Genomic DNA, 26,085 nt, shown 5'->3' with positions numbered 1-26,085 from the left:
AGCAGGACCGCCCGCAGGCCGCGCGGCTGCTGGCACGCCAGTTCAACGCCATCACCGTGCTCAAGGGCGCGGGGACCGTCATCGCCTTCCCCGATGGCGAGATCGCCATCAACCCCAGCGGCAATCCTGCTCTGTCCACCGCCGGTACCGGCGACGTGCTGTCCGGCCTGTGCGGCGCACTGCTGGCGCAGGGCTGGCCGACCCGTGCCGCGGCACTGGCCGCCACCTGGATCCATGGCGCCGCCGCCGACCAGCTGGTGGCTGCCGGCCAGGGGCCGGTGGGGCTGACCGCCAGTGAATTCATCCCGGCCATCCGTGCCGTGTTCAACCAGATCCTCCGAGACCATGTCCAGCGCCGTCCTGCCTTACATCCGCATCGCCCACAACCATAAGCTGGGCATCATTTTCCTGATCTCGGGGCTGTGGACGCTGTCCCTGCTCGATACCGCCGGCAAGCTGCTGGCGCTGGCCGGGTATCACGTGGTGATGATTGCGTGGATGCGCTACACCATCAACCTGTTCTTCATGGCGGCCACGCTGGCACCGCTCTACCGGCGGCGTCACGGGCGCAGCATCCTGAAGTCGAACCGGCTGGGACTGCAGTTGGGGCGCGGCGCACTGCTGCTGGCCTCGACGCTGATTTTCTTCTCGGTGTTGAAGATCGTGCCGCTGGCCGAAGGCACGGCCATGAACTTCTGCGCGCCCATGATCGTGCTGGCGATTTCTCCCTGGCTGCTGGGCGAGCGCAGCTATCTGTCACGCTGGATTGCGGTACTGATCGGTTTTACGGGCATGCTGATCGTGATCCGCCCCAGCGGCGACATCCCGCCGGTGGGCGTGGCGCTGGGACTGGTCTCGGCCTTCACCCAGGCCTTGCTATCCATCCTCAACCGCAAGGCCAGCCAAGCGGACAATCCGATGGTGACGCTGTTCTATGGCGCGCTGGTGGGCAGCATCGTCTCGACGCTGCTGGTGCCCTTCTTCTGGACCAGCCATACGCCGACGGTGGTGGAACTGGCGATCCTGGTCTCGACCGGCATCACCAGCACCATCGGCCATTTCCTGCAGAACTCGGCCTACCGGCACGCGGAAGCCTCGGTGCTGACGCCCTTCTTCTACGCCCAGATCATCTCGGCCTGCGGCATGGGCTGGCTGGTCTTCGGGCAGTTCCCGGACCAGATCACGGTGCTGGGCATTGCCATCATCTGCGCCAGCGGCATCGGCATTGCCTATATCGAACACAAGCGGGCGCACCCGCTGCCGCCGGCCGATCCGATGGAATCCGTCTGAGCGGTCGGAATTACTTCACCAGCCGTCCGGCCGCAATGGTCAGGGTCCGCTCGCAGCGGGCGGCGATACCGGGGTCATGGGTCACCAGCACCAGCGTGGAGCCGCGCTCGCGGTTCAGTTCGAACATCAACTGAATGACCGATTCGCCGGTCGCCGCGTCGAGGCTGCCAGTCGGTTCATCCGCGAACAGCAGTGGCGGCTCGGTGACGAAGGCGCGCGCCAGCGCCACGCGCTGCTGCTCACCGCCGGAGAGATATTTGGGATAGTGCTTCAGCCGGCTGCCCAGGCCCACGCGGCCCAGCATCTGTTCAGCCTTGGATCGGGCCTGGCTGTCCCCGCGCAGTTCCAGCGGCAGCATCACGTTTTCCAGGGCATTGAGGTGCCCGAGCAACTGGAAGGACTGGAACACGAACCCCAGCTTGCGCTTTCTCAGCAGGGCCCGGCCGTCTTCGTCGAGGGCGTAGATGTCTTCACCATCGAGCCGCACGGAACCTTCGCTGGGTGTATCCAGTCCAGCCAGCAGGCCCAGCAAGGTCGACTTGCCGGAGCCGGAGGCGCCGACGATGGCCACCGTGGTCCCGGCGGCCACGGTAAAATCGATGTCGCTCAGGATGGTCAGCCGGCCGGCAGGCGCGGAGACATCGGCAACGTGTTTGGATAACTGAAGGACTTCAATGGCGGCAATGACGGCGGAACTGGCAGGAGCGGAAGCAGGCATGCAGGGCAATCGGGCAAGAGGGTCCGGAACAGGGGCGAGGCGCAAGGCGCTGTTGGGCGCGGCAGTGCGGCTGCTGGCGGGCGTCGCGCTGGTGGTAGCGGCGACGAGCGCTTATTCTGCCCCAAAAAACCTGCTCGTGCTCGGCGACAGCCTCTCGGCCGAATACGGCCTGCAGCGCGGCACCGGCTGGACCGGCCTGCTGCAGCAGCGGCTGCAACAGAGCAAGGCGGATTACCGGGTGGTCAACGCCAGCATCAGCGGCGACACCACCATCGGCGGGCGCAACCGCCTGCCGGCGCTGATGACGCAGCACAAGCCGGAGGTCCTGGTGATCGAACTGGGCGCCAACGATGCCCTGCGCGGCCTGGCGCTGAAGACCAGCCAGGACAACCTGCAGGCCATGATCGACCTGGCGCGCCAGCAGAAGGCCAAGGTGCTGCTGGTGGGCATGCAGATTCCGCCCAATTACGGTCCCGACTACACGCGCCGCTTCGCCGGGATGTACCAGGATCTGGCCAAGAGCAACAAGGTGGCACTGGTGCCGTTCTTCTTCGAGGGGATTGCAGCCGATCTTTCGCTGTTCCAGGCCGACCGCATCCATCCCAATGAACAGGCCCAGCCCAGGCTGCTGGACAATGTCTGGCCGCATCTGAAGCCGCTGGTCGGGGTGAAGTAAGCGCCCTCTCCGTTGCGACATAAAACAAAGCCCCTGTGCCATCGCTGGCCACAGGGGCTATTTCATTGAGCGCAGGCGCTTCAATGCCGTGCGTACAACTCCAGGAATCGCCGCAGCAATCCGGTCGATTGCGGCGTGTCACACACCTTCTCGCACAGCGCCTGGGCATCGATGCCGCAGCCACGATAGATATCGGTGTAGTAATGCAGGTGCGCCCGCACGAACTCCGGCGAAAACTCGGGGTGGAACTGGGTCGAATAGACGTTGTGCTTGTGCTTGATGACGTGGTGGGGATCCATCGGCGAACGCGCCATGACGATGGCATCCTTGGGCGGACGCAGCACAGACTGCATGTGCAGCATGTGGGCCGGGAACTCCGAAGGCAGCACGCCCAGCAATTCATCCTGGCGGCAGCATTCCAGCGTCTTCACGTGCATGGTGCCGGCCGCGCGGCCGGCCGGGTTGTAGCCGACTTCGCCGCCAAAGGCGTGGGTCAGCAGCTGGTGGCCGTAGCAGATGCCAAACATGGGCGTGTCGAGCTCGGCGGCGTCGCGGATCCATTCGGCGGTGCGCTCGCTCCAGTCTTCCTTGTCGGTCACCATGGCCGGTGAGCCGGTGATGAAGACAGCCCGGTAGCTGCGCGGGCAGGACGGGCGCTGCCCTTCATAGACGGTCACGACTTCGATCTCGGTGTGGCACAGGCCGGCGGCGCAGCCTATCTGGTCGGCGTAACCACCGTAGTTGGTCTTGAGGGCGGGATTGGCATCGCCGGTTTGTATGATCAGGACTGGGGCAGGCATAAAAACGTGGTCGTATTCAGGGCAAGACTCGCATCGGACGCACTCCTCGTGGAAATACCCCCTGCGATGCTTTTCGAATGTCGACTGGAGAAAGCGACAACAAGTACGGCAGCCGTTTGTTTCCGAAACGGCGCAACATGACGTGCGGATGACAGGAAATTCATCTCGACGGCACAAATACTGGCTTTTCCCGCTGGGTGGAAAGCTGACGAAACGCCAACGACGATGGAAGAAATGAAGCGGATTCCCCGGTGCCGGCTCCCTTGTGCATCCCGCTCGAATGCAGCGCCGGTGTCCATGATGAAACAAAAAGGGCCGCTGGAAAAGCGGCCCGTGTAAATTTTTTAGTAAATTGTGGCAGTCATGCCGACAATTCCCCGCCTTGGGGCGGCACTGCACACCGATTCACGATCCTGGTGCGCCATGTGCATGCATTGCCCCAAAGGCGGGCCATGCCCTTGACCTTACTTGGCGGCGTCATCCGCGCTGACGGCGGCGGCGCCCTTCAACAGCTTGGTCTTGGCCTTCTCGCGCAGATAGTCCAGGTAACCCAGCGCTTCCTGCTGCGACAAGGCGGCGGTGATCTGTTCCTGCTCGGCCTTGCGGCGCGCGGTGTCGACCGTCTTGGGCTGTTCCACCTTGGTGATGCGGTAGATCTGGTAGCCCATGCCCGGGGTCTCGGCGCCGACGTAGGCCGGCAGCTTGGCGGTATCGGCCTTCATGACGGCGTTGAAGGCTTCCTGGGTCCAGCCCTCGGACTTCACGCGCGAGACCACCTTGGCGTCGCTGAAACCAGTCGCATCATCCTTGGTTTGCAACTGGGCCAGGCGTTCCTGGCCGGCCTTGACCGCCAGCGACTGCTCTTCGGCCAACAGAACGGCCTTCTGCACATCGGCCTTGACTTCCTCGAACGGACGCTTGGCCACCGGCTTGTAGCTGGTCATGCGGCCGGCCACCAGGGTGTTGGGGGCGGTCTGCACGGCTTCGGTATTGTGCTTGGCCTTGATCACGTCGTCGGTGAACAGCGCGGCCAGGAACTTGCCATTGTTGTACGGCGCAGCGCCGGCAGCCGGATTCGGATTGCGGGTCACGCCCGAGGCGGTCTGGATCTTCAGCTTGAGCTTGTCGGAGACGGCCTTGAGGCTGTCGCCGTTTTCATAGACCAGGTTGTTGAACTGGTCGGCCATTTCCGAATACTTCTTGGCGGCGATCTGCTTCTTGATCTCGGCTCCGATCTCGGCCTTGACCGACTCCAGCGGCTTGACGGCGGCTGGCTTGATGCCGGTCACTTCGATGACGTGATAGCCGAAGTCAGACTCGACCGGATCGCTGATCTCACCCTGCTTCAGGCTGAAAGCGGCATCGGCGAAGGGTTTGACCATCGCGCCACGGCTGAAGTAACCCAGGTCGCCGCCATTGTCGGCCGAGCCCGGATCCTGCGAATTGGCCTTGGCCAGCTTGGCGAAGTCGCCCGGGTTCTTGCGCAGCTGCGCCACCAGGCCTTCGGCCTTGGTCTTGGCGGCAGCCTTGTCGGCGGCCGACGCATCCTTCTTGACGGTGATCAGGATGTGGCTGGCGCGACGCTGTTCTTCGGTGGCGTACTGCTTCTGGTTCTGCTCGTAGTAAGCCTTGATGTCGTCATCGGTGACGCTGGCCTGGGCGGCCACGGCGGCAGCATCCAGCACCACGTACTCGATGTCGGCCTGTTCCGGGGTCTCGAAACGGGCGCCGTTCTTGTCGTAATAGGCCTTGAGCAGCTCGTCGGTCACCTTGGCCTGGCCAGCGTAGCTGTCCGGCTTGAAGTTCAGCATCTGGACCGTGCGTTCCTGGTCGTTCAGGCTGGACAGGTTCTCGGCCACGGTCTTGGGGGCGAAGGCGGTGGTCTGGATGGCGGCATTGAGCTGCTGCAGGGCCATCTCGCGGCGCAGGCCGGCTTCGTAGGATTTCTGGGTCATGCCCTGCGCGGCCAGCAGCACGCGGTACTGCTCGTTGTCAAAGCTGCCGTCCGGCTTGGTCAGGCCGGGGATCTGCAGGATGCTTTGCTGCAGCACCTGGTCCGGCACCACCAGCTTGCTGGCCACCACTTCGGCACCCAGGGCGCGCTGGGCGATCAGGTTGTCGAGGATGGCGCGGCGCGCCTGCGGGCTGTCGAAGATCTTGCTGTCGAACTGATTGCCATACACCTGGCGCATGCGGTCCAGCTGCTGGCGATGCGCGGCGTCCCACTCTTCCTTGGTGATGGTCTGGCCGGCCACCTTGGCCACGCCGTTGTCGTCGGTCAGGCGGCTGTAGCCTTCCAGGCCGAAGAAAGCGAACGACGGGAAGATGAACAGCAGCAGCAGGAACTGCATCAGACGCTGGTGAGTACGAATGAAATCAAACATGTATAGCCAATCAATAAACGATCTGGTCAATGAAGGACAGCGGGGTTCAGCGCAGACTGCCGCTGGTGCGCGCCCATAAGAAAAAAGGCGAACTCGCGTTCGCCCTGATCCGGCGCAGGCCCGTCAGGCCCGGGAGACACAACGCACACCGTCGTGCTCGCGCGACATTATACACATGCCAATGCCGGGCGGCATCTTTGGCAGGGCTGCCGCTAGCGGTCCATCTGGGCCAGGGCCACGCTGCGCAACTGGAAGCGGCCGTCGTTGTTGAACAGCCAGCTCTCCGACAGTTCGATGCGACCCTGCTTGAGCAGCGCCGGCGGCGGCTTGGGGAAGGGAGCGGCCGATTTCAGGCTGCCCAGGGCGCTGGCTTCGGCGTGCTTGTCACGGTTGCTGCGCAGGATCTCGCTCTTGACCAGATTGCCGTCGCCATCGATCACGTACTTGATGACGATCACCGAGCGCAGCAAGGCCTGCGGGCGTTCCACGTAGACACTGGTGAAATTGACCTGGGAAATGCGCTTGGCCAGGTCGACCTTGTAGCCGTCGACGGTGGTGGCGGTGGAGGTGGCATCCTCGGTGGTCTTCTTCTGCTCGATCAGGGAGCGCGCCAGCGCATCGCGCTCCTGCTGGGTGCTCTCGGGTGCGGAGCAGGCCGCCAGCATGGCAGCAATGCCCACGCCCGACATCGCCAGGCGCACGCCCGGCCGGCGGGCAGGCCTACCGTATTTGTTCATTTTCTCCTCCTGATCACTGTCCGATCTTGCTTCACTCGCCGCATGGCGTCAATGAATGATCTGACCGAATTTGGACAGCGTTGCGCCGCCCGGATTCCCTCGCCGCGAGAGCTTCCAAGATGATCCATAGCTTCAATCTATAGCAAGGATTCCGGGCTGCTATCACAGCAGGGGGTGTCATCCAGCAGTCATATTTGGCCCGTACCATCCGCTTGCCTCTGAACGGGCCAGTCCATCCGGCGAAAGTCCGCATGGGGACTGCCTTTGGGCAACATCGCGAACCAGCTGGAAACCCTCCGAAATGATGCAGACACCCTCTTCCGCCGCCGCCCTTGCGATGCCGGTTTGCCCGCCTGATGACACCGACGGCAACGAGCGTTTCCTGTCGGTGCGCGGCATCGACAAGCGCTTCGGCGCCTTCACCGCGCTGGACGGCGTTTCGCTGGAAGTGCGCCAAGGCGAGATGGTCTGCCTGCTGGGTCCCTCGGGCTGCGGCAAGACCACCCTGCTGCGCACCATCGCCGGCCTGGAGCGCCAGGATGCCGGCCAGATCTTCGCCGGTGGCCGCGATATTTCCGATCTGCCGCCGCAATCGCGCGATTACGGCATCCTGTTCCAGTCCTATGCCCTCTTCCCGAACCTGACCGTGGCCGACAACGTCGCCTATGGCCTGCGCAACATGAAGCGTCAGGCACGCCAGGAGCGCGTGACCGAGATGCTGTCCATGGTCGGCCTGGCCGGCAGCCAATCCAAGTATCCCGGCCAGCTTTCCGGCGGCCAGCAGCAACGGGTGGCCCTGGCGCGCGCGCTGGCCCCCTCGCCTTCGCTGCTGTTGCTCGACGAACCGCTCTCGGCCCTGGATGCGCAGGTGCGCGAACACCTGCAACTGGAAATCCGCCGCCTGCAGAAGCAGTTCCGGATCACAACCCTGATGGTCACGCACGATCAGGAAGAAGCCATGGTCATGGCCGACCGCATCGCCGTCATGCAGCATGGCCGCATCGAACAGTTCGGCACGCCCGCCGAGATCTACCGCCGCCCGGCCACGCCCTTCGTGGCGGATTTCATCGGCCACGCCAACTGGCTGCCGTTTTCGCGCATCTCGGGTTCGCAGGTCACGGTCGGGGCCTTGCGCTTCGAAGTCCGCCCTGAAGAAGCGGAGCTGCAAACCGGTCGCCTGTTCTGCCGCCCAGAAGCCGTGGAGCTGTTCGCTACCGAGAGCTGTGCCAACCGCTTCCAGGCACGCGTGATCGATCGCATCTATCTCGGCAACCGCTATCGCCTGGCCCTGGCTGCCGATGCCTTGCCGGGCCAGACCCTGCTGGCCGATGTCAGCGGTGAATCGCACGACCGCCTGGCCGCCCAGCCGGCTCACGATGGACTGTGGGTGGCGCTGCCGCGCCAGGCCCTGCAGGTCTTTGCCTGAGCCGGACCGTTCATGACGATGCAATCTTCCTTGCCGCCCACCTCCCCCATGCCTGCCCTGGCTCGCGACCATACCGAAGCTGGCGCCGTATCGGTGCGGCGTTCCGCGACCGACCGCAGCCAGTGGCTGCCCGGCGCCATGAAATGGCTGCTGCTGGCCCTGCTCCTGCTGGGTCTGGGCGGTCCGCTGCTGTTCATCCTGGCGCAAGCCGTGCTGACGCCCGAGGGCAACTGGGCGGGCAGCCAGCCTTTCGTGACACTGTTCGCCAACATCAATTTCCTGCCCATGCTGGCGCGCAGCCTGTGGGTCTCCACGGTGACCGCCGTGGTGACGGTACCGCTGGCTTATGTGTTCGCCTACGCCCTGCAGCGCACCTGCATTCCCTTCAAGGGCCTGTGGCGCGGTATCGGCCTGCTGCCGCTGCTGGCGCCGTCGCTGTTGCCCGGCATCGCACTGATCTACCTGTTCGGCAACCAGGGCCTGTTCAAGGAGTGGATGGATGGCAGCATCTACGGCTTCTGGGGCATGCTGCTGGGTGAAGTGTTCTACACCTTCCCGCACGCCATGATGATCCTGCTGTCGGCGCTGTCGCAGGCCGATGGCCGGCTGTACGACGCGGCGCACGCCATGGGCGCATCGCGCTGGCGCATCTTCACCACCGTCACCCTGCCGGCCACGCGCTACGGCATCTTCGGTGCGCTTTGCCTGGTGTTCACGCTCACCATTACCGACTTCGGCGTGCCCAAGATCACCGGCGGCGCCTACAGCGTGCTGGCCGTGGAAGCCTACAAGGCCGTGGTCGGCCAGCAGCAGTTCGGACGCGGTGCGCTGATCGGCTTGCTGCTGCTGGTGCCGGCCCTGCTGACCTTTGCCCTGGACGCCTGGCTGCAGCGGCGCCAGCGCGCCACCATGAGCAGCCGCTCCGAAGCTTACGTTCCCCGCCCCGACTGGCGCCGTGATGGCATCAACCTGCTGGCGGTGGCACTGATCGCGGCCGCCGTCCTGATGATGATCGTGGTGGCCATGGGGGCTTCGCTGGTCAAGCTGTGGCCCTACAACCTGCAACTGACGCTGCAGCACTACGACTTCGACAACATGGATGGCGGCGGCTGGCTGGCCTACTGGAACAGCCTGAAACTGGCCTGCGGCACCAGCGTGGCCGGGACCCTGGTCATCTTCACCGGTGCCTGGCTGATGGAAAAGACGCGTGGCCAGGCCTGGCTCGCACCCCTGCTGCGCATGCTGAGTTTCCTGCCGATGGCCGTGCCCGGGCTGGTGCTGGGCCTGGGTAGCCTGCTGTTCTTCAACCATCCGTCCAACCCGTTCAATTTCCTCTACGGGACCATGACGCTGCTGGTGCTCTGCTCCATCGTGCACTTCTACACCACGGCCCATCTCACCGCCGTCACCGCGCTCAAGCAGCTCGATCCTGAATTCGAAGCGGCCTCGCTGTCGCTGAAGGTGCCGCTGCTGCAGACCTTCCTGCGCGTGACGGTGCCGCTGTGCCTGCCGCAGATGCTGGAGATCTTCCGCTACCTGTTCGTGTCCTCGATGACCACGGTGTCGGCGGTGATCTTCCTGTATCGCCCGGATACGGTACTGGCCTCGGTGGCGGTGTTGAACATGGACGACGCCGGCGATGTCGGCCCGGCGGCCGCCATGTCCACGCTGATCCTGCTGACCTCGGCTGTGGCCTCGCTGCTCATGCACCTGGCCGGTAGCCGCTGGCTGGCGCGGGCCCAGGCCTGGCGCCGTGGACGCGCGCATTGAGCCGGACCGGCAGTCCTACGATTTCTCCACCTTGCGTCCCCGACGCGTTTTCAACCCAGCCATTCACTGACGAAGGCCATCATGAAAAAAACCAAGCTGTTTTCCCTGTTCGCATCGGTGATCGGTGCCGGCCTGCTGTTCTCGGCCCAGGCCCACGCCGCTACCACGCTGACCGTCTACACCGCCCTCGAAGCCGACCAGATCAAGGCTTACCAGGCCGCGTTCCAGAAGGCCAACCCGGACATCGAGATCAAGTGGGTGCGCGACTCCACCGGCATCGTCACCGCCAAGCTGCTGGCCGAAAAAGCCAACCCGCAGGCTGACGTGATCTGGGGCCTGGCCGCCACCAGCCTGGCCCTGCTGGACAAGGAAGGCATGCTGACCCCATACGCCCCGCAAGGCCTGTCGGCGATCGACGCCAAGTACCGCAGCGCCGCCAATCCGCCGGCCTGGGTCGGCATGGACGTGTGGGCTTCGGCCATCTGCTTCAACACCGTGGAAGCGCAAAAGCAGGGCCTGCCCAAGCCGACCTCCTGGGCTGACCTGACCAAGCCGGTCTATGCCGGCAAGATCGTCATGCCCAATCCGGCCTCGTCCGGCACCGGCTACCTGGATGTCTCGGCCTGGCTGCAGATGATGGGTGAAGAAAAAGGCTGGGCCTACATGGACGCCCTGCACAAGAACATCGGCCAATACACCCACTCCGGCTCGAAGCCCTGCAAGCAGGCGGCCACCGGTGAATTCCCGATCGGCATCGCCTTCGAGTACCGCGCCGTCAAGACCAAGAAGGAAGGCGCACCGATCGACGTGATCCTGCCGTCCGAAGGCCTGGGCTGGGATATCGAAGCCACCGCCATCGTCAAGGGCAGCAAGAACCTGGAAGCCGCCAAGAAGCTGGCCGATTTCTCCGCCAGCAAGGAAGCCATGGCCCTGTATGAAAAGAACTTCGCCGTGGTCGCCATTCCTGGCGTGGCCAAGCCGGACGAACTGCTGCCGGCCGACTATGAAAAGCGCCTGATCAAGAACGACTTCACCTGGGCCAGCACCAGCCGTGACCGCATCCTGACCGAGTGGAGCAAGCGTTACGAAAGCAAGTCGGAGAAGAAGCAGTAATTCCAGGACTTGCCCGCAATACCGCGCCGTCACGGGCCCGATGCTTTCGGGCCGCACCGTGACGGCGCACGGAGAGGACCGCAGGACGCCGCCAGAGCGTCCCCGCACAAGACGCCACACGACATCTCGCAACTGACTCCGATGGAGCACTTCCCATGAACAATTCCCTCTCAGAACACGATCCGCAGCACTTCGACCTGGCCGTGGTCGGCTCCGGCATCCTTGGCCTCGCCCATGCCTATGCTGCCGTCAAGCGCGGCCTCAAGGTGGCCGTCTTCGAACGCACCGGCACGCCGCTGGGCGCGTCCGTACGCAACTTCGGCATGGGCCTGGTGACCGGCCAGCCGCCCGGCATCATGCTGGACCTGGCCCGCGAAAGCCGCGCCCTCTGGCTGCACCTGGCCGCGCGCGCGCATTTCAGCGCCCGTGAAGCTGGCACCCTGCTGTTTGCCCGCAGCGAGGCCGAACACGACGTGCTGCTGGAATTCATGACCGTGCGCGCACGCCAGTACGACTACCGCGCCTCCCTGCTCGAAGGCGACAAGCTGGATACGCTCTACAACGGCCGTTTCAGCCATCACCGCTCGGCTCTGCACGGCACCGAAGACCTGCAGCTGTACTCGCGCGAAGCCATGCCGGCCCTGGTGGCCTACCTGCATTCGCAGGGCGTGCATTTCCGCTTCAATACCCTGGTGCATGGCACCGCCGACGGCCGCCTCTCGACCACGGCCGGTGAATTCCGCGCCGAGCGCGTGGTGGTGTGCTCGGGTCACGATTACCTGACGCTCTTCGCTGACCGCCTGCAGCCGATGAACCTGAAGCAATGCCGCCTGCAGATGCTGCGCCTGAAGACCGAGGAAACGGTACCGCTGACCCATGCCGTGCTGACCGGCCTGTCCTGCACCCACTACGGCGCTTTCTCGGACCTGCCGACCGCCCGCGCGGTGCACGCCGAGATCGAGGCCAAGGCCCCGCTGCTCAACAAGCATGGCATCCACCTGCTGGTCAGCCCGACGCCGTATCAGGAGCTCATCGTCGGCGATTCGCATCACTACGGTACCGATTCGCCCCCGTTCAACAGTGAGGAAATCGATGAACTGCTGATCGGCCTGGTCGAACATACCCTGGCTTCGCGCGTGCAGGTGATCGAGCGCTGGCAAGGCGTCTACGGCAGCAAGGGCCCGGGCCCGTTCTCGGCCCTGGCCATCGACGACCACACCTCGGTGGTACTGATGCATACCGGCATCGGCATGAGCGTTGGCTTGGGGCTGGGCGAACGCGTGGTCAAGGCGCTGCTGGAGGGCGACAGCCTGCCCACACCGACAGCGCAAGCAACCCCGGCCACCGCGCTGGCCTGATCCCCGCACCTGAGCGGTGACAGGGCGGTGATGCCGCCCTGTCACCGCCGTCCCGCCTGCCGTCCCGCCCGGGAGGGCCTGCCGCTGATCCGCATGCCTGGCACGATGCTTCACTTGCCCGTGCTGATTCCTGACAGAAAAATCTTTTTGAGCATCCTCCCCAAAAGGCGAGCCGCGCGCTGCAGTCGCTGCGCCGCAATATCCGCCCCCCCCCGCAAGGCCTTGGCTGATGGGCTTTTTGCTGCTGCGTCGCAACCAGAAATCGACTTGCTGCGCTGTAAGCTTGTGTAAGTTTGGAGCAAGTCCTGCGTAAGTTTGGCGTCGCACACTCGCCGCATGGACAAGTGGGTCCTTACGCAAGCAATGCGAAGCCAATATCGCGGTTTGTGTCAGACGGGGAAGCGAGGGGTGTCGATGTTTCATGCTCTGCATGCTCTGTTCTCCGGTGCGTTCTTGCATAACGCCCCATTCGGCCATCTGTTGCATTGTTGCCCCGAGTATCTGGTTGCATCCCATGCAGTAGCACACTCATTAAAACCAAGGAGACAGACATGACCACAGCATCAGTCAATACGACTGCGCGCGGCATCACCCCGGAGGAGAGGAAAGTCATCTTCGCCTCCTCGCTAGGCACCGTTTTCGAATGGTATGACTTTTATCTGTACGGTTCGCTGGCTGCCATCATCGCCAAGCAGTTCTTTGCCGGCACCGATCCCAACACCGCCTTCATCTTCGCCCTGCTGGCTTTCGCAGCCGGTTTCATCGTGCGCCCCTTCGGCGCGCTGGTGTTCGGCCGCCTGGGTGACCTGGTCGGCCGCAAGTACACCTTCCTGGTGACCATCCTGATCATGGGGGCCTCGACCTTCATCGTCGGCGTGCTGCCCAACTACAACTCGATCGGCATCACCGCCCCGATCATCCTGATCATCCTGCGCATCCTGCAGGGTCTGGCGCTGGGCGGTGAATACGGCGGAGCTGCCACCTACGTGGCCGAGCACGCGCCGGAAGGCCGCCGCGGCGCCTTCACCGCGTGGATCCAGACCACTGCCACGATGGGCCTGTTCCTGTCGCTGCTGGTGATCCTGGGTGTGCGTACGGCCGTGGGTGAAGCCGCCTTCGCCGACTGGGGCTGGCGCATTCCCTTCCTGGTCTCCATCCTGCTGCTGGCCATCTCGGTGTGGATCCGCATGTCCATGAACGAGTCCCCGGCTTTCCTGAAGATGAAGGCCGAGGGCAAGACCTCCAAGGCCCCGCTGACCGAAGCCTTCGGCCAATGGAAGAACCTGAAGCTGGTGATCCTGGCGCTGGTCGGCCTGACTGCCGGTCAAGCCGTGGTGTGGTACACCGGCCAGTTCTATGCCCTGTTCTTCCTGACCCAGACCCTGAAGGTGGATGGCCCGACCGCCAACATCCTGATCGCCGCCGCGCTGCTGCTGGCGACGCCCTTCTTCCTGTTCTTCGGTTCGCTGTCGGACAAGATCGGCCGCAAGCCCATCATCCTGGGTGGCTGCCTGATTGCCGCCGTCACCTACTTCCCGATCTTCAACGGCCTGACCCACTTCGCCAACCCGGCGCTGGAAGCCGCACTGCAAAAGTCGCCGGTGATCGTCACCGCCGACCCGGCCAGCTGCCAGTTCCAGTTCAACCCGACCGGCACCAAGAAGTTCACCTCGTCCTGCGACATCGTCAAGGCCAAGCTGTCGGCCGCTTCGGTGAACTACCAGAACGTGGCCGGCGCCCCGGGTTCGGTGGCCACCGTCAAGATCGGCGACCGCGTCATCACCTCGTATGATGCCGCCGGCCTGTCCAAGGAAGACGCCGCCGCCAAGGACAAGGAACTGTCCAAGGCCCTGGCTGACGACATCAAGGCCGCCGGTTACCCGAGCAAGGCCGATCCGGAGCAGATCAACAAGCCGATGGTCCTGCTGCTGCTGTTCATCCTGGTGATCTACGTGACCATGGTCTACGGCCCGATCGCCGCCTGCCTGGTCGAAATGTTCCCGACCCGCATCCGCTACACCTCCATGTCCATGCCTTACCACATCGGCAACGGCTGGTTCGGCGGCCTGCTGCCCACCACCTCCTTCGCACTGGTGGCCTTCAAGGGCGACATCTACTACGGCCTGTGGTATCCGATCGTGATCTCGCTGATCACCGTGGTGATCGGTCTGCTGTTCGTAAAGGAAACCGTGCGCAACAACATCCACGAGTAATACTCGCAATGAGGTGCTCGCCGCCCGGGCCCCAAGGCAGGACGGCGCAGCGTGAAGCATTCCCGGACCGGGCGCAATCATGATTGCGCCCGGTTTTTCGTTTGCGGGAACGAGAGGCAAGCTATCTCCATGCAGCCAGTGTCGCGCGCACTGCAGAAGCCCGAGCTCGCGCCTCTAAGAACGCTGCGGTGAGCGATTGCGCCGCGCGGGAGCACCGGCTTCAGCGCGCGCCTTGGCCTGGACCAGGTCCAGCAAGCCTTGTGCGGCGATGGACAGACTGCGCTCCTTGGGCGTGACGATCAGCAATGGCCGCACCAGCTCGGGCGCGTCCACCGGGATGGCGGTCAGGTTGGGCAGACGGAACTGGAACAGCGTCAGCTCAGGCACCACGCTCACGCCGAGACCGCTTTCAATCAAGGCCGCCAAGGTCGCCAGATGCTCGACCTCCAGGCCGGTATGAATCACGCCACCGGGGCGCAGGACCGCATCCAGATGCTGGCGCACGCTGGTGGAGCGCGCCAGATGGATCATTTCGCACCCGGCCAGTTGCGCCACCTTGATGCGGCGCTTGCCTGCCAGCGGATGGTCCTTGCGGCAGACCAGATAGAACGGGTCGGCGCACAGGGGCTGAGTACTGAACTCCAGCAGATTGGGGCCTGGCGCGGTGAGCGCGATATCAGCCTTGCCCTGGCGCAGCAGGTCCAGGCAGTGATCAGAAATGGCATCGAACAATTCCACCGCTACACCCGGATGGCGTTGCCGGTATGCCGCCAGCACCGGCGGTAGCCACCCCGCCGCCAGCGATGGCAAGGCCGCGATGGCCACCCTGCCTTTGCGCCGTGCGACGTAATCGTTCATGTCCGCCAACGCCGCCTCCATGTCCGCGACCAGCTGACGTGCCACTTCGACAAAGACTTCACCTTCGGGCGTGAGGCTCACGTTGCGGGTATCGCGCTCGAACAGGCGCGCGCCGGTCGCTGTTTCGAGCTTCTGGATCATCGCGCTGAACGCTGACTGCGACACATGGCAGCGCTCGGCCGCGTGGCCGAAATGGCGACAGTCGGCCAGTGCGAGGAATGCGTGCAGCAGGCGCGTGGAAAGGTTGGCGTGCATGGTCGAAAGCCGGATTGGATTATGCGGAAAGGCAGATCAATCAATCGAAAAAAGCGACTTTACAACAAAATCAGCCGCCACCTACACTCGCCCTGCTCACATCCGCGCACCCTGTACGGAATCATGTACAGAAGCTGAAGCACAAAAAAGAACGAACCGGTACCGGATGTGCTGACACGACAAGAACATCACATCAAAAAAACCGGAGACACGCATGTTGGCCCTGCTCGGCTTTGTCACGATCGTATCCTTGTTCACGGCCATCCTCACCAAGAGGATGTCGCCCCTGGTGGCGCTGATCGCCATCCCCATCATTGCCGCGCTGGTCGGCGGTTTCGGCTTGCAGACTTCCAAGTTCGTCGTCCAGGGCGTGACTGCCATTGCGCCGGTGGCCGGCATGTTCGTCTTTGCGATCCTGTTCTTCGGTATCGTGACCGATGCCGGCATGCTGGACCCGATCATCAGCCGCATCCTCAAGACCGTGGGCAGCCGCCCTACCCGCATCGTGCCGGGCACGGCGCTGCTGGCGCTGCTGATCCACCTGGATGGTTCGGGTGCGGTGACCTTCCTCATCACCATCCCCGCCATGCTGCCGCTGTACACGCGGCTGGGCATCGACAAGCGCATCCTGGCCTGCGTGGCCTCGATGGCGGCGGGCGTGAATTTCCTGCCGTGGACCGGGCCGATGATCCGCGCCTCGGCGGCGCTGCACATCCCGGTCTCGGACATTTTCACGCCGCTGGTGCCGGTGCAGCTGGTGGGGCTGGCCTTCGTGTTCATCGCCTCGTATCTGCTGGGCCTGAAGGAAGAACGCCGGCTCGGGCTGGGCAAGGGATCGACGGTCGATTTCGTGCAGCAGCATGAGCTGAGCGAGGCACAACTGAAGATCCGTCGCCCGCAGAATTTCTGGGCCAACATCGTGCTGACGGTCTTCGTGCTGGGCGTGATGATCAGCGGCGAGGTCGATCCGGTGGTGATGTTCATGATCGGCGTGGTGCTGGCGCTGATGATCAACTACCGTGACGTGGCCATGCAGCGCGAGCGCATCGACGCCCACGCCAAGGCGGCTCTGCTGATGGCCAGCATCCTGTTTGCGGCGGGCGTGTTCACCGGCATCATGACCAAGTCGGGCATGCTCTCGGCCATGGCCAAGACCGCCGTCGGTTTCGTGCCGCCCGAGATGGCCGGCCATATTCCGGTGGTGCTGGGGGTGCTGTCGATGCCGCTGTCGCTGCTGTTCGATCCTGATTCCTTCTACTTCGGCGTGCTGCCGGTGATCGCCGAGGTCAGCCACATGCTGGGCGTACCGACCATCCAGGTGGCCCAGGCGGCACTGTTGGGCCAGATGACGACCGGTTTCCCGGTCAGCCCGCTCACGCCCGCCACCTTCCTCGTATGCGGCCTGGCCGGGATCGAACTGGCGGACCACCAGAAATACACCATCCCCTTCCTCTTCGGTGCTTCCGTGGTGATGACCATCGCCTGCGTGGTACTGGGGCTGTTCCCGCTGTTCTGAGCGCGGGCCACCGGAAGTGCAACACCCTGTTTTGGAGAAGCGCATGACCCAAGATCCACAGCGCACCGTGCGCATCGGCGCCGGTGCCGGCTATTCAGGCGACCGCATCGAGCCGGCCGCCGAACTGGCCGCACACGGCCAGCTGGATTACCTGATCTTCGAATGCCTGGCCGAGCGCACCATCGCCATCGGCCAGCAAGCCCGGCTGGCGGACCCGGGCAAGGGTTACGACCCGCTGCTGGCCGAGCGCATGCATGCGGTACTCAAGACCTGCGCCACCCAGGGCATCCGCATCATCACCAACATGGGCGCGGCCAATCCGCTGGCGGCGGCGCAACGCGTGCGCGAGATCGCGCGTGAACTGGGACTGAGCGGACTGAAGGTAGCAGCCGTGGCAGGAGACGACGTGCTGGAGGCCGTGCAGCATGAGGAATGGCGCATCGAGGACAATGGCCAGCCGGTCGCTTCCCTCGGTAGCCGCCTCATCTCGGCCAATGCCTATCTGGGCATCGCCCCCATCGTCGAAGCCCTGCAGGCCGGTGCCCAGGTCATCATCACCGGCCGCGTGGCCGATCCCGCGCTGGTATTGGCACCGCTGGTACACGAATTCGGCTGGGCCGCCGATGACTGGGACAAGCTCGGCCAGGGCACCCTCATCGGCCACCTGCTGGAGTGTGCCGGACAGATTACCGGTGGCTACTTTGCCGACCCCGGCAAGAAGGACGTGGCCGGACTGGCGCGGCTGGGGTTTCCCATTGGTGAAGTGAAGGCCGATGGCAGCGCAATCATCACCAAGGTGGCCGGTTCCGGAGGACAAGTCACGGCGCGTACCTGCAAGGAGCAATTGCTCTATGAAATCCATGATCCGAGCGCCTACTTCACGCCGGATGTGATTGCCGATTTCTCACAAGTCCGCATCGAAGAGGTCGGGCCGGACCGCGTGGCCGTCACCGGCGGCCGTGGCCGTGCGCGACCGCAGACGCTCAAGACCACGCTGGGCTACCGCGACAGTTTCATTGGCGAAGGCCAGATCTCGTATGCCGGGCCGGGCGCGCGAGCGCGTGCGCAACTGGCCGGCGAGATCGTGCGCGAGCGGCTGGCGCTTACCGGCGTGCAGACTGAAGAACTGCGCGTGGACCTGATCGGCATCAATGCCATTGCCGGTGAACAGATGTCGGCGCATGCGCCCGAGCCGCACGAAGTCCGCCTGCGTGTGACCGGCCGCACGGCCAGCATGAAAGAGGCGGTCCGCATCGGCAATGAAGTCGAGACGCTTTATACCAACGGCCCGGCCGGTGGCGGTGGTGCCACCAAGTCGGCCCGCGAAGTCATCGCCGTGCTGTCGCTGCTGCTGCCGCGCACGCTGGTGCATCCATCCGTTTTCATCGAGGAGGCCTGAGATGCTGCTCAGAGAAATTGCTCATTCACGTGCCGGGGACAAAGGCGACATATCGAATATCTCCGTAATCGCCTATCGGCAGGAGGACTATGCGCTGCTGGAGCGTACCCTGACGGCCGAACGCGTGCGTGTGCATTTTGCCGGCGTGGTCCATGGGGAAGTGGTGCGCCACGCGCTGCCGCATCTGGGCGCACTGAACTTCGTGATGCAACACGCGCTGGGCGGAGGGGTTACCCGGTCACTGGCGCTGGATGCGCATGGGAAGGCGTTGTCGGGGGTGATGCTGGACCTGGAGCTGGACTACTGAGCAGGTCGCCCTTGCAGGCGGTGTCAAAGGCTGGCAGCCTCCATGAATACGGGTGCGATCATTCGAACCGGATCGGCTCGGCAGGACTGCGATCAAGAAGGTCCTCCTGCGCGCTCACATCCTCATTGATGAGGCCATGCTCTCGATTCATCTGGCAGAGCGCGTCGCCCATTCGCAGATGGCCGCCAGGCTCCGCCACACCGTTCACTAATTCAGGGACCTCTGCTTCAGGGCTGCATGGCTGCAGGGCAGCGCGCAAGGTGGGCGCCAAAGATTTGCTCGAAAGAAATGGCGGTTGATCTGTCTTGGACATGGATATTCTCTTTTATGCTGAGATAGCCGAATTTGGCGCAACAATTCAAACTCGTTCAGAGCCAAAATCCCGTCTCGCAGGAAACGTGCTCGGTAGCGTTCATTCGCTGCAAAAACGCGAGAAAAGACCGACGTTATTCGATCCGCTTCGGTACCGTAGCCAAAATTCATTTCCCAAAGGAAAAATAAGCAATTTTTCGCCGATACTTCTTGCCAGAACTAGGTATATTGCGACTGTCCAAACCCTGCAAGATTTGGTATCGTCCGCCCGTGATCGATTCTCGCACTGCATCAGCGCCCCCCGCTGACACACTCCCCCCGATATGAAAAAACCAATCCGACTCGGCACTCCGCTGTCTCCTTCCGCCACCAAAGTCATGCTGCTGGGCTCCGGCGAACTCGGCAAGGAAGTCATCATCGCCCTGCAACGCCTGGGCGTGGAAGTCATTGCCGTTGACCGTTATGAGAACGCACCTGGCCAGCAGGTCGCCCATCGTGCCCACGTGATCAACATGACCGACGGTGCCGCGCTGGCCGCACTGATCGAGCAGGAGCAGCCCGACCTGATCGTGCCCGAGATCGAGGCCATTGCCACCGAGACCCTGGTCAAGCTGGAAGAAGCCGGCCGTGCCCGCGTGATCCCGACCGCGCGCGCTGCCTGGCTGACCATGAACCGCGAAGGCATCCGCCGCCTGGCCGGCGAAACCCTGGGCCTGGCAACCTCGCCCTACCGCTTCGCCGACAGCCTGGACGAACTCAAGGCGGCCATTGACCAGATCGGCTTCCCCTGCGTGATCAAGCCGGTCATGTCGTCTTCCGGCAAGGGCCAGTCCAAGATCGACGGCCCCGATGAAATCGAAGCCGCCTGGAACTACGCCGCCGCCGGTGGCCGCGTCGACTCCGGCCGCGTTATCGTCGAAGGCTTCATCGACTTCGACTATGAAATCACCCTGCTGACGGTGCGCTCGCTCAACGAAAACGGCGACACCATCACCAGCTTCTGCGACCCCATCGGCCACGTCCAGGTCAAGGGTGACTACGTCGAGTCGTGGCAGCCGCACCCCATGCCCACCACCGCCCTGGAAAAGGCCCGCGACATCGCCCGCAAGGTCACCGAGAACCTCGGCGGCCTGGGCCTGTTCGGCGTGGAACTGTTCGTCAAGGGTGACATGGTCTGGTTCTCCGAAGTCAGCCCGCGTCCGCATGACACCGGCATGGTCACCATGGTCAGCCAGGTGCAGAGCGAGTTCGAACTGCACGCCAAGGCCATCCTCGGCCTGCCGGTCAATACTGCCCTGCGGAGTCCCGGTGCCTCCGCCGTGATCTATGGACAGCATGACGCCCGTGGCATCGCCTTCGATGGCGTGGCTGAAGCGCTGCGCATCCCGGGCGCCGACATTCGCCTGTTCGGCAAGCCGGAATCCTTCGCCCGCCGCCGCATGGGCGTGGCCCTGGCTTCCGGCGACAGCGTCGAAACCGCACGCATCCGCGCCAAGCAGGCTGCGGCCAAGGTCAAGCCGGTGATTCCGCAGTGATCTTGCGCTCAGTCGCATGACATGAACGGGCTCCGACGAAAATCGGAGCCCGTTTTGTTTTATGCGGGCAAATACCTCGCCGGGGAGCCAGAAACGATATAAACGATATGCCCGCGGCATGCCGCTATAATCACCGTCTCCCTCCACAACAGCAGCTTTGCTCACGATCATGAAGTGTGATGTCGCCATCCTCGGCAGCGGTCTGGCCGGTCTTTCCGTGGCCCTCCATCTGGCAGAGAAGTACCAGGTGGTGGTCGTTTCCAAGGGCGAGCTGCTGGACGGGGCCAGCAACTGGGCACAAGGCGGCATTGCTGCCGTGCTCGATTCGGGCGACAGCCACGCCCAGCATATCGACGATACGCTGGTGGCCGGTGCCGGCCTGTGCGATGAAAGCGCCACCCGCTATATCGTCGAACATGGACGCGAGGCCATCGAGTGGCTGATCGCGCAGGGCGTGCCCTTTACTCGCGACGACAGCGCCGAGCTGGGCTATCACCTCACCCGCGAAGGCGGCCACAGCCAGCGCCGCATCATCCACGCCGCTGATGCCACCGGCCACGCCGTGCAGGTGACGCTGGAGCAGCGCGTGCGCGCCCACCCCAACATCACGCTGCTGGAGCATCACTGCGCCATCGACCTGATCCACGCGCGCAAGCTCGATCCCAAGGCCGAACCGCGCTGCCTGGGCGTGCATGTGCAGGACACCGCCAGCGGCCGCGTGCTGGCCATTGCGGCCGGCCGCACGGTGCTGGCCACGGGCGGGGCCGGGAAGGTGTATCTCTACACTTCCAATCCCGATTCAGCCACCGGCGACGGCATCGCCATGGCCTGGCGCGCCGGCTGCCGGGTGGCCAACATGGAATTCATCCAGTTCCACCCGACCTGCCTGTATCACCCTTACGCAAAATCCTTCCTCATCAGCGAGGCCTTGCGCGGCGAAGGGGCCTTGCTCAAGCTGCCGGCATCGGCGGGTGCTCTGGCGGGCCAGCGTTTCATGCCGGAGCACGACGAGCGTGCCGAGCTGGCGCCGCGCGACATCGTGGCGCGTGCGATCGATTTCGAGATGAAGAAGCGCGGACTGGACCATGTGGACCTGGACATCAGCCATCAAAGCCCGGCCTTCATCGCCGAGCACTTCCCGACCATCCAGGCGCGCTGCCTGGAGTTCGGCATCGACATCACGCGCCAGCCCATCCCGGTGGTTCCTGCAGCGCACTACACCTGCGGCGGCGTGGTGACCGACATGGCCGGCCGCACCGACCTCCCAGGCTTGTATGCGGTCGGTGAGACGGCCTATACCGGGCTGCATGGGGCCAATCGCCTGGCCAGCAATTCGCTGCTGGAATGCCTGGTGCTGGGCCGCTCGGCCGCCGAGGATATCGAACGGGAGTTGTCAGCGGGCACCTGGCGCATCGCCGAGGTCCCGCAATGGGATGAAAGTCGCGTCAGCGATGCCGACGAGGAAGTGGTGATCGCCCACAACTGGGACGAGCTGCGCCGCTTCATGTGGAATTACGTCAGCATCGTGCGCACCGACAAGCGTCTCGAACGCGCCCAGCACCGCATCCGCTTGCTCAAGGAAGAGATCGACGAGTACTACGCCAACTTCCGCATCTCGCGCGACCTGCTGGAGCTGCGCAACCTGGTGGATGTGGCGCAGCTGATCGTCTCCAGCGCCCTGATGCGCAAGGAAAGCCGTGGCCTGCACTTCAGCCAGGACTATCCGCGCACCCTGCCCCGCGCTACACCGACGATCCTGCCGGGACGGCAATAAGCGGCTATTTGCGCTGGCGGTATTGCTTGCGGTAGACGTTGGGGGCGGCCAGCACGTCGGCGACGGTCTGACTGTAGCGGGTGGCGGCCGCCCCTTCGAGGGTATCGAAGTGCAGCACGGGCCGTTCGCGCGGCACGGGCATGCATTGCGCGACTGGCATGCCTTTGGGCAGTACGCCGACAAACTCTTCGTCAGTCCAGACGGCCGGGAAATTGATTCCGGCGTCATGGAACTGGTCCGCATCCACCAGCCCTGAGAGCAGCCTGAACGGCAAGTCGTGGCGGTTCACCGGATGCGTCGCGAAGAGTGACCAGCCAGGTTCCAGTTCGATGGTCCAGAAGCTGTTGAACTTCAGCACCAGCGCATCGCCGTGTTCGAACGGTGTACCGGTGACCTGCGCGGGCGGATGAAAACTCAATGGCGCGCGCGGATGCCCCTCTACGGTGGTCGCCGGGGCTTCCCAATCCCAACTGAAGCTGCCTTTGTCCACCTGCACATCGCAGGGCAGCAGGATCATGAAGCCATGGGCCATTGCATCGATGAAGGGCGGGCATTGCTTGACGGTGCGGATATCGCGGTCATGCAGCGCGGAGAAGGCCTTGGCCGGCATGCTGCGGATCCAGTCGGGGATCAGCTCGCGGGCCAGGCGGGGGCGTGGGAGATGGTCAGTCAGCGCAGGATCGCAGCGGAAGTGGATTTGCGGTGAGGGCATGAGGTTCAGGGGCGATATGAAGATTCAAGGCCAGGCCTTTGCCCGAAACAGCGGCGCAATGGGGCGAAGCCAATGATAGCGCGCCACGGTCGCCCTCCGGATATGAAAAAACCCGCCTTCAGCGGGTTTTTTCAGAGTGGTCAGGTTCAGGAAACTTCATACGACGCTCAACTCTTCGGACAACTCGGGGTGCTTGATGATCAGCCGTAGCAGACATAGCACTCCTCCTGGTGGCGCGAACCGTCCTTGCTCCCAATCGCGCAATGTCGCTACCGGGGTTTCGATGCGCTCGGCAAAAGCGGCTTGCGTCAGCCCGGATTTCTCCCGTGCCTGACGCACGATGATCTGCTCCGGGGTGGTAACACGTCCAACCCCTGCCTTCGCCTCTGCAAGTGCTTGCCGCAGATCGGGAAGAGCCTCACCGGCATCAGCCTCGATAGCCTTTGCCACCTTCTCAACGTTGATTTTGCTTATGCCCATGTCACATCACCTTCTTGATGTCGGCGGGAAGCATGCTGGAGCGTTCGGCTTTCGCATACGCCGTCACCAGCAACACCACTTCCTGCTCCGTCAGGTTGAAGTAGATCACCCGCGCGCCGCTTGACTTGCCTGATCCCGAACGGCTCCAGCGAACTTTGCGTGCACCATCAGCACCTGGGATCACATCCCCGACCAGCGGGTTCAAAGCAATCCAATCGATGAAGGCCAGTCGCTCATCCTCTGACCACAGCTTCTCGGCCTGCTTCTGGAAGGTCGGAGTTTCGATCACGGTGCGCATGGATCGAATTATACGGGCTACCCGTACTCAGTCAATCCATGCAGACCGAGATCCCCCTCTTCGTCAACGACAGGCGCAGGATCACTCCCACTCAATGGTCGCCGGCGGCTTCCCCGAAATGTCATACACCACCCGGTTCAAGCCACGCACCTCGTTGATGATGCGATTGGACACGCGTCCCAGCAGCTCATGCGGCAGGTGCGCCCAGTGCGCCGTCATGAAGTCCTGCGTCTGCACCGCACGCAAGGCCACCACGTATTCGTAGGTACGGCCATCACCCATGACGCCCACCGACTTCACCGGCAGGAACACGGCAAAGGCCTGGCTGGTCTTCTCATACCAGCTTTGACCATCTTCATCCTTCGTATTGCGCAGTTCTTCGATGAAGATCGCATCCGCACGGCGCAGCAGGTCCGCGTACTCCTTCTTCACTTCACCCAGGATACGAACACCCAGACCAGGACCAGGGAACGGATGGCGATACACCATCTCCGGCGGCAGGCCCAGCGCCACGCCCAGTTCGCGCACTTCGTCCTTGAACAGTTCGCGCAGCGGCTCCAGGAGCTTCAGGTTCAGCGTCTCCGGCAGGCCACCGACGTTGTGGTGGCTCTTGATGGTGTGGGCGGTCTTCTTGCCCTTGCCGGCGCTTTCGATCACGTCCGGATAAATCGTGCCCTGGGCCAGCCACTTGGCGCTGGTCAGCTTGGCCGATTCCGCCTGGAACACTTCCACGAACTCGCGGCCGATGATCTTGCGCTTGGCTTCCGGATCGGTCACGCCCGCCAGATGGCCCATGAACTGTGCAGTGGCGTCCACATGGATCACCTTCACACCCAGGTTCTTGGCAAACATCTCCATGACCATCTTGCCTTCGTCCAGGCGCAGCAGGCCGTGGTCGACGAACACACAGGTCAGCTGGTCGCCGATGGCGCGATGGATCAGCGCTGCCGCCACGCTGCTGTCGACACCGCCCGACAGGCCCAGGATGACTTCATCGCTGCCCACTTGCTGGCGGATCATTTCGACGGCTTCGGCGATGTAGTCCGGCATGTTCCAGTCCGACTGGCAGCCGCAGATCTCGTGCACGAAGCGGCCCAGCATGGCCTTGCCCTGCACCGTGTGGGTCACTTCCGGGTGGAATTGCACACCGTAGAAACGACGCTCTTCGTCGGCCATGCCGGCGATGGGGCAGTTGCCGGTGGAGGCCATGAGCTTGAAGCCGGCAGGCATTTCGTTGACCTTGTCGCCGTGGCTCATCCAGACCTTCAGCATGCCGTGGCCTTGCGCATTGGTGAAGTCGCTGATGTTGTCCAGCAGCTTGGTGTGGCCGTGGGCGCGCACTTCGGCGTAACCGAATTCGCGCAGGTGGCCGTTCTCGACCTTGCCGCCCAGTTGTTCGGCCATGGTCTGCATGCCGTAGCAGATGCCCAGCACCGGCACGCCCAGTTCGAAGACCGCTTGCGGGGCACGCGGCGTATCGCCTTCGGTGACGCTGTTGGGGCCGCCGGAGAGGATGACGCCGGCCGCGCCGTAGTTGCGCACGAACTCGTCGGTCACGTCATGCGGGAATACCTCGGAAAACACACCGGCTTCGCGCACGCGGCGAGCGATGAGCTGGGTCACCTGGGAACCGAAGTCGAGGATCAGGATTTTCGAATGCGAATGCGTGGACATGGGCAGTGAGGTCTGGCTACGTTAAAAATGGACTTCTGAAAAGATCAACAGCCCGACAGCCTGGCACAAGGCCGGTGGACTGTCGGGCTGTGGCCGCATCGAAAATTACTCGGCGCGGTAGTTCGGGGCTTCCTTGGTGATCTGCACGTCATGGACATGCGATTCACGCATGCCGGCCGCGGTGATCTCGACAAACTCGGCGCGCTCGCGGAAGTCGTCGATGGAAGCGCAACCGCAGTAACCCATGGAGGAGCGCACGCCGCCCACCAGCTGATACAGGATCGCAACCACGGAGCCCTTGTAGGCAACACGGCCTTCGATGCCTTCCGGCACGAACTTGTCGGCGGTGTTGTCGCCGTCCTGGAAGTAGCGGTCGGCCGAACCGTCAGCCATCGCACCCAGCGAACCCATGCCGCGATACGACTTGTAGCTGCGGCCCTGGTACAGGATCACTTCGCCCGGGGCTTCTTCGGTACCGGC

Annotated in this window: 24 protein-coding genes; 13 read left to right on the top strand and 11 right to left on the bottom strand. The window is 63.6% G+C overall.

The window, feature by feature from the left end:
- Together B3873_RS16155 and B3873_RS16150 are read left to right on the top strand one after the other, a co-directional pair.
- On the top strand, window positions 1-392 hold a 392-nt coding region (locus B3873_RS16155; protein WP_286867291.1), incomplete at its 5' end, for an ADP-dependent NAD(P)H-hydrate dehydratase.
- On the top strand, window positions 346-1,290 hold the full coding sequence (locus B3873_RS16150; protein WP_039788207.1) for a DMT family transporter: 945 nt from the start codon (window positions 346-348) through the stop codon (window positions 1,288-1,290). The genes B3873_RS16155 and B3873_RS16150, both read left to right, overlap by 47 nt.
- Before the next feature lie 10 nt (window positions 1,291-1,300).
- Here the strand turns inward: B3873_RS16150 and B3873_RS16145 are convergent, their stop codons facing one another.
- Window positions 1,301-2,008, bottom strand: coding sequence for an ABC transporter ATP-binding protein (locus B3873_RS16145; protein ID WP_039788208.1), 708 nt, complete (start codon window positions 2,006-2,008; stop codon window positions 1,301-1,303).
- Here B3873_RS16145 and B3873_RS16140 point away from each other — a divergent pair.
- Window positions 2,007-2,684 (top strand): arylesterase, encoded by a 678-nt coding sequence (locus B3873_RS16140; protein WP_288066243.1) that lies wholly within the window; start codon window positions 2,007-2,009, stop codon window positions 2,682-2,684. The genes B3873_RS16145 and B3873_RS16140 overlap by 2 nt on opposite strands.
- Before the next feature lie 80 nt (window positions 2,685-2,764).
- On the opposite strand, the gene B3873_RS16135 is transcribed toward B3873_RS16140, so the two are convergent.
- The 3 genes from B3873_RS16135 to B3873_RS16125 all read right to left on the bottom strand — a co-directional run bounded on the left by B3873_RS16135 (window position 2,765) and on the right by B3873_RS16125 (window position 6,605).
- A complete protein-coding gene (locus B3873_RS16135) occupies window positions 2,765-3,484 on the bottom strand; it encodes a glutamine amidotransferase (RefSeq protein ID WP_039788210.1) in 720 nt (239 codons plus the stop codon).
- Between the two features lie 464 nt (window positions 3,485-3,948).
- Complete coding sequence (locus B3873_RS16130; protein WP_286867288.1) at window positions 3,949-5,868, bottom strand: SurA N-terminal domain-containing protein; 1,920 nt, start codon at window positions 5,866-5,868, stop codon at window positions 3,949-3,951.
- 212 nt (window positions 5,869-6,080) lie between these two features.
- A complete protein-coding gene (locus B3873_RS16125; RefSeq protein ID WP_198516511.1) occupies window positions 6,081-6,605 on the bottom strand; it encodes a TonB C-terminal domain-containing protein in 525 nt (174 codons plus the stop codon).
- 337 nt (window positions 6,606-6,942) lie between these two features.
- On the opposite strand from B3873_RS16125, the gene B3873_RS16120 reads away from it, so the two are divergent.
- From B3873_RS16120 to B3873_RS16100, 5 genes are all read left to right on the top strand, one after another.
- Window positions 6,943-8,031, top strand: a complete 1,089-nt coding sequence (locus tag B3873_RS16120; protein ID WP_039788215.1) for a putative 2-aminoethylphosphonate ABC transporter ATP-binding protein — start codon at window positions 6,943-6,945, stop codon at window positions 8,029-8,031.
- 12 nt (window positions 8,032-8,043) lie between these two features.
- Window positions 8,044-9,801: a putative 2-aminoethylphosphonate ABC transporter permease subunit gene (locus B3873_RS16115; protein ID WP_286867286.1), complete on the top strand. Its 1,758-nt coding sequence runs from the start codon at window positions 8,044-8,046 to the stop codon at window positions 9,799-9,801.
- 81 nt (window positions 9,802-9,882) lie between these two features.
- On the top strand, window positions 9,883-10,914 hold the full coding sequence (locus tag B3873_RS16110) for a putative 2-aminoethylphosphonate ABC transporter substrate-binding protein (RefSeq protein ID WP_209532881.1): 1,032 nt from the start codon (window positions 9,883-9,885) through the stop codon (window positions 10,912-10,914).
- A gap of 155 nt (window positions 10,915-11,069) precedes the next feature.
- The gene (locus B3873_RS16105; RefSeq protein WP_286867284.1) at window positions 11,070-12,272 is read left to right on the top strand and encodes a TIGR03364 family FAD-dependent oxidoreductase; all 1,203 of its coding nucleotides are present in this window, start codon (window positions 11,070-11,072) and stop codon (window positions 12,270-12,272) included.
- Window positions 12,273-12,823: 551 nt separating this feature from the next.
- Entirely contained in the window at window positions 12,824-14,485 is a 1,662-nt protein-coding gene (locus B3873_RS16100; protein WP_209532886.1) for an MFS transporter, read from the top strand.
- 174 nt (window positions 14,486-14,659) lie between these two features.
- Here B3873_RS16100 and B3873_RS16095 read toward each other — a convergent pair whose 3' ends face one another.
- Window positions 14,660-15,598, bottom strand: a complete 939-nt coding sequence (locus tag B3873_RS16095; protein WP_286867281.1) for a LysR family transcriptional regulator — start codon at window positions 15,596-15,598, stop codon at window positions 14,660-14,662.
- Between the two features lie 214 nt (window positions 15,599-15,812).
- Between B3873_RS16095 and B3873_RS16090 the strand changes: the two genes are divergently transcribed.
- From B3873_RS16090 to B3873_RS16080, 3 genes are read left to right on the top strand one after another with little or no spacing between them, the layout of a single operon-like run.
- Complete coding sequence (locus tag B3873_RS16090) at window positions 15,813-17,114, top strand: CitMHS family transporter (protein WP_286867280.1); 1,302 nt, start codon at window positions 15,813-15,815, stop codon at window positions 17,112-17,114.
- 43 nt (window positions 17,115-17,157) lie between these two features.
- Complete coding sequence (locus B3873_RS16085; protein WP_286867279.1) at window positions 17,158-18,513, top strand: acyclic terpene utilization AtuA family protein; 1,356 nt, start codon at window positions 17,158-17,160, stop codon at window positions 18,511-18,513.
- A 1-nt stretch (window position 18,514) separates the two neighbouring features.
- Window positions 18,515-18,820, top strand: coding sequence for an AtuA-related protein (locus B3873_RS16080; protein ID WP_286867277.1), 306 nt, complete (start codon window positions 18,515-18,517; stop codon window positions 18,818-18,820).
- A 58-nt stretch (window positions 18,821-18,878) separates the two neighbouring features.
- Here the strand turns inward: B3873_RS16080 and B3873_RS16075 are convergent, their stop codons facing one another.
- Complete coding sequence (locus B3873_RS16075) at window positions 18,879-19,133, bottom strand: plasmid stabilization protein (protein ID WP_286867275.1); 255 nt, start codon at window positions 19,131-19,133, stop codon at window positions 18,879-18,881.
- Between the two features lie 322 nt (window positions 19,134-19,455).
- Here B3873_RS16075 and purT point away from each other — a divergent pair, with 322 nt between their 5' ends.
- Window positions 19,456-20,667 carry a formate-dependent phosphoribosylglycinamide formyltransferase gene (purT, locus tag B3873_RS16070; RefSeq protein ID WP_286867273.1) on the top strand — a complete coding sequence of 404 codons (1,212 nt, stop codon included), beginning with the start codon at window positions 19,456-19,458 and terminating at the stop codon, window positions 20,665-20,667.
- A gap of 169 nt (window positions 20,668-20,836) precedes the next feature.
- Complete coding sequence (nadB, locus tag B3873_RS16065) at window positions 20,837-22,441, top strand: L-aspartate oxidase (RefSeq protein WP_286867271.1); 1,605 nt, start codon at window positions 20,837-20,839, stop codon at window positions 22,439-22,441.
- A 4-nt stretch (window positions 22,442-22,445) separates the two neighbouring features.
- Here nadB and B3873_RS16060 read toward each other — a convergent pair whose 3' ends face one another.
- The 5 genes from B3873_RS16060 to B3873_RS16040 all read right to left on the bottom strand — a co-directional run.
- Entirely contained in the window at window positions 22,446-23,153 is a 708-nt protein-coding gene (locus B3873_RS16060) for a hypothetical protein (RefSeq protein WP_286867270.1), read from the bottom strand.
- A 156-nt stretch (window positions 23,154-23,309) separates the two neighbouring features.
- Window positions 23,310-23,633 carry a helix-turn-helix domain-containing protein gene (locus B3873_RS16055; RefSeq protein WP_209532901.1) on the bottom strand — a complete coding sequence of 108 codons (324 nt, stop codon included), beginning with the start codon at window positions 23,631-23,633 and terminating at the stop codon, window positions 23,310-23,312.
- Between the two features lies 1 nt (window position 23,634).
- Window positions 23,635-23,931, bottom strand: a complete 297-nt coding sequence (locus tag B3873_RS16050; protein WP_276840736.1) for a DNA-binding protein — start codon at window positions 23,929-23,931, stop codon at window positions 23,635-23,637.
- Window positions 23,932-24,012: 81 nt separating this feature from the next.
- Window positions 24,013-25,605 (bottom strand): glutamine-hydrolyzing GMP synthase, encoded by a 1,593-nt coding sequence (guaA, locus tag B3873_RS16045; RefSeq protein WP_286867267.1) that lies wholly within the window; start codon window positions 25,603-25,605, stop codon window positions 24,013-24,015.
- Window positions 25,606-25,710: 105 nt separating this feature from the next.
- Window positions 25,711-26,085: IMP dehydrogenase (locus tag B3873_RS16040; protein ID WP_286867266.1), on the bottom strand; the 375-nt coding region annotated here is incomplete at its 5' end.

The organism is Herbaspirillum sp. UBA812, from assembly GCF_002296545.1.
In the GTDB taxonomy this organism is placed as follows: Bacteria; Pseudomonadota; Gammaproteobacteria; order Burkholderiales; family Burkholderiaceae_D; genus Herbaspirillum; species Herbaspirillum huttiense.
Note: the sequence above shows the minus strand (reverse complement) of the source record. Positions and strands in the feature narration are given on the sequence as shown.

What these genes read in the sequence shown, in the direction of transcription:
- B3873_RS16125 (WP_198516511.1), bottom strand. Translation starts at nt 6,605, where the DNA reads ATGAACAAATACGGTAGGCCTGCCCGCCGGCCGGGCGTGCGCCTGGCG.
- B3873_RS16080 (WP_286867277.1), top strand. Translation starts at nt 18,515, where the DNA reads ATGCTGCTCAGAGAAATTGCTCATTCACGTGCCGGGGACAAAGGCGAC.
- B3873_RS16135 (WP_039788210.1), bottom strand. Translation starts at nt 3,484, where the DNA reads ATGCCTGCCCCAGTCCTGATCATACAAACCGGCGATGCCAATCCCGCC.
- nadB (WP_286867271.1), top strand. Translation starts at nt 20,837, where the DNA reads ATGAAGTGTGATGTCGCCATCCTCGGCAGCGGTCTGGCCGGTCTTTCC.
- guaA (WP_286867267.1), bottom strand. Translation starts at nt 25,605, where the DNA reads ATGTCCACGCATTCGCATTCGAAAATCCTGATCCTCGACTTCGGTTCC.
- B3873_RS16090 (WP_286867280.1), top strand. Translation starts at nt 15,813, where the DNA reads ATGTTGGCCCTGCTCGGCTTTGTCACGATCGTATCCTTGTTCACGGCC.
- B3873_RS16150 (WP_039788207.1), top strand. Translation starts at nt 346, where the DNA reads ATGTCCAGCGCCGTCCTGCCTTACATCCGCATCGCCCACAACCATAAG.
- B3873_RS16050 (WP_276840736.1), bottom strand. Translation starts at nt 23,931, where the DNA reads ATGCGCACCGTGATCGAAACTCCGACCTTCCAGAAGCAGGCCGAGAAG.
- B3873_RS16095 (WP_286867281.1), bottom strand. Translation starts at nt 15,598, where the DNA reads ATGCACGCCAACCTTTCCACGCGCCTGCTGCACGCATTCCTCGCACTG.
- B3873_RS16100 (WP_209532886.1), top strand. Translation starts at nt 12,824, where the DNA reads ATGACCACAGCATCAGTCAATACGACTGCGCGCGGCATCACCCCGGAG.
- B3873_RS16085 (WP_286867279.1), top strand. Translation starts at nt 17,158, where the DNA reads ATGACCCAAGATCCACAGCGCACCGTGCGCATCGGCGCCGGTGCCGGC.
- B3873_RS16130 (WP_286867288.1), bottom strand. Translation starts at nt 5,868, where the DNA reads ATGTTTGATTTCATTCGTACTCACCAGCGTCTGATGCAGTTCCTGCTG.
- B3873_RS16145 (WP_039788208.1), bottom strand. Translation starts at nt 2,008, where the DNA reads ATGCCTGCTTCCGCTCCTGCCAGTTCCGCCGTCATTGCCGCCATTGAA.
- B3873_RS16110 (WP_209532881.1), top strand. Translation starts at nt 9,883, where the DNA reads ATGAAAAAAACCAAGCTGTTTTCCCTGTTCGCATCGGTGATCGGTGCC.
- B3873_RS16120 (WP_039788215.1), top strand. Translation starts at nt 6,943, where the DNA reads ATGCCGGTTTGCCCGCCTGATGACACCGACGGCAACGAGCGTTTCCTG.
- B3873_RS16140 (WP_288066243.1), top strand. Translation starts at nt 2,007, where the DNA reads ATGCAGGGCAATCGGGCAAGAGGGTCCGGAACAGGGGCGAGGCGCAAG.
- purT (WP_286867273.1), top strand. Translation starts at nt 19,456, where the DNA reads ATGAAAAAACCAATCCGACTCGGCACTCCGCTGTCTCCTTCCGCCACC.
- B3873_RS16105 (WP_286867284.1), top strand. Translation starts at nt 11,070, where the DNA reads ATGAACAATTCCCTCTCAGAACACGATCCGCAGCACTTCGACCTGGCC.
- B3873_RS16055 (WP_209532901.1), bottom strand. Translation starts at nt 23,633, where the DNA reads ATGGGCATAAGCAAAATCAACGTTGAGAAGGTGGCAAAGGCTATCGAG.
- B3873_RS16075 (WP_286867275.1), bottom strand. Translation starts at nt 19,133, where the DNA reads ATGTCCAAGACAGATCAACCGCCATTTCTTTCGAGCAAATCTTTGGCG.
- B3873_RS16060 (WP_286867270.1), bottom strand. Translation starts at nt 23,153, where the DNA reads ATGCCCTCACCGCAAATCCACTTCCGCTGCGATCCTGCGCTGACTGAC.
- B3873_RS16115 (WP_286867286.1), top strand. Translation starts at nt 8,044, where the DNA reads ATGACGATGCAATCTTCCTTGCCGCCCACCTCCCCCATGCCTGCCCTG.